This window comes from Flammeovirga sp. OC4, assembly GCF_000812565.1.
GTDB lineage: Bacteria > Bacteroidota > Bacteroidia > Cytophagales > Flammeovirgaceae > Flammeovirga.
The window spans coordinates 1-1,703 of record NZ_JTAM01000075.1; the positions used below are offsets into that span (position 1 = coordinate 1).

The following is a 1,703-nucleotide window of genomic DNA, read 5'->3' on the forward strand; positions in this document are numbered from 1 at the left end:
ATATATTTGAATAGTAAAATGGTTATTAAATTCGTACATTGGCGTTGCAATTCAAAATCCCTACAAAGAAATGTAGCAGTCTAAATCGTATTCGCTATTTCTCTCACCTCCTCAATACTCAAACCAGAATATAAAGCCACTTTTTCTATCTCCAATCCATCTTGAAGCATTGATTTAGCATTTTCAAATGCTTGTTGTTTCTTTCCTTCCTTCAATCCTTCTTCCTTACCTTGCTTTCTACCTTTTTCAACGGCTGTATCCAATGTATTTAAGTAGTCTCTGAAAATTTTTAAGTCCTCTTCATACCTCAATTGATCTGCTTTATCCAATGCAGTAAATTCTGTAATGGAAAATATTTTCTTAAAAATATACTCTTGATAAAATGCAGGAGCCTCTGTAAAGCTTTCTAGACGGTTTAAAATGTAAATCCATTTATCAAAATGATTAGACAGCTCACTTTCTGATTTCTTGAATTTTGGTAGCTCTAGGTAGATGAATTTCAACTTATCGTAAAAAATTTCATTACGTTGATTTTTCAATTCTACGACATGATGGAAATCTTCTGATAAGTCAAATTTGAAGTCCATCAAACTAATGACATAGACAGCTTTTAGTTCGTATTTCCAACCTTTACCATCGGGTTGACCTTTGGTAGCCTGTTCTTGAATTGGAAAAGTGGAGTAATAAATTGTTCTATCTTTGAAAAATGTTTGGTGGGCACGCTGTAACTCCACGATAAACTTTTCCCCTTTCTCATTTTCACAATATAAATCAAAAATGGCCTTTCTGTCCGTCTGATGAGCAGATAACTTTTCAGTCGATTTATACGTCAAATCAAATACTTTATCCTCTTCAGGTAAAACTGTATTTAAGAAATCTATAAGAATATCTTTATTGTCTTCTTCTCCAAAAAGCTTCTTAAATCCAAAGTCTGTAAATGGATTGATATATTTTGACGTTGCCATATTTTATCTATTTATTTACTTCAAAAATAAGAATAGAAAAAGAATTAATGTGGTTTTGAATCAGAAAATTATAATTGATCTTTTTTTGGGGGTATTCTAACACCTGTCCATGGTTTAATACAAAGTGTATCAGCTTACACTTTTCTATTTTGACTAGGAAGTTTAATATAGGTTATAAGTTAAAAACTTATTCAAAGAACTAGTTCGCAGTTACGCTGTTGCTTAACACTACGAACAGTGGGAGAGTTAAGAGTTAAGAATGGTGTTGTAGATATCGTCTTAGTTTAGAATCCCACTGTAGAGATTGCATTCGTGCTATCTCCACGAACCATAAAACCTCTTTGGTTACTGAGACTGAAGAGGTTTTTTAAATGTCAATCGATGATGTCTACTCATTCCGTAGGGACGAACTGTATTAAAAAGCAAATTTATTTTCAAAACTAACCAAATTTTATTCGGTTATCATTTTTGTGGCATAATGAATAGCTTTCTAATTTTCGGACATAACAACCCATCATCTTTTTTGAAAGATGTCTATAAAACCACCTCATATTAATTATGATTAAGAGAGATTTGGATTGAAACTTTGATAATTAGCATTATATACTTCTCCACTCTTGGAAATACCAAAAGCCTGTCTAACAAGTTTATTTACAACGGCAATCATTGCCTGTTTATGTTTTTTTCTGGAACAGCTACATTTACCCAGAGAGTAAGTTAAGCCCCTTCAATCAAAAA

Annotated in this window: 1 protein-coding gene; it reads right to left on the bottom strand. The window is 32.1% G+C overall.

From position 1 onward, the window contains the following. Positions 1-80 precede the first annotated feature (80 nt). Positions 81-965, bottom strand: coding sequence for an Rpn family recombination-promoting nuclease/putative transposase (locus PL77_RS25165; RefSeq protein WP_044211566.1), 885 nt, complete (start codon positions 963-965; stop codon positions 81-83). Positions 966-1,703 lie beyond the last annotated feature (738 nt).